Source organism: Actinosynnema sp. NPDC023658, from assembly GCF_040639995.1.
Taxonomy (GTDB): domain Bacteria; phylum Actinomycetota; class Actinomycetes; order Mycobacteriales; family Pseudonocardiaceae; genus Actinosynnema.
The window spans coordinates 1-302 of record NZ_JBFAAX010001026.1 but is presented as its reverse complement, the minus strand read 5'-3'; the positions used below and the strand labels follow the sequence as shown (position 1 = coordinate 302).

The 302-nt window shown below is 68.2% G+C and carries 2 protein-coding genes (1 of these 2 running past the window's edge); both read left to right on the top strand.

Annotated elements, in window-relative coordinates:
• Window positions 1-4, top strand: partial view of a M28 family peptidase gene (locus AB0G02_RS37650; protein ID WP_360804521.1) — the 3' end only. It extends 1,145 nt beyond the left edge of the window; the window shows 4 of its 1,149 coding nt (coding positions 1,146-1,149); its start codon lies off the left edge, out of view; its stop codon occupies window positions 2-4.
• Window positions 1-159: a proprotein convertase P-domain-containing protein gene (locus tag AB0G02_RS37645; RefSeq protein WP_360804518.1), complete on the top strand. Its 159-nt coding sequence runs from the start codon at window positions 1-3 to the stop codon at window positions 157-159. Before AB0G02_RS37650 ends, AB0G02_RS37645 begins: the two co-directional genes overlap by 4 nt.
• The last annotated feature ends 143 nt before the right edge of the window (window positions 160-302 follow it).

Below are 302 nucleotides of genomic sequence, written 5' to 3'. Positions count from 1 at the left end.
GTGAAGAACTCCAGCACCAGCGACAGCGCGGACGACGTCGTGACGACCTACGTGGTGGACGCGTCCGGCGAGGTGGCGAACGGCGTCTGGAAGCTGCGCGTCCGGGACGTCGCGTCGGCGGACGTCGGCCGGATCAACGGGTGGTCCCTCCAGTTCTGATCGAACGGCGTAGGTTCGGATCCGGAGCGACCACGGAGGTGATCACGGTGCACGCGGTCTTATGACAGCCCCAGCCCGGGGCGTCACGGAGCCGAAAGGCGACCGCATGAGCAGGACCGACAGGACCCGGCCGTACTGGGTGC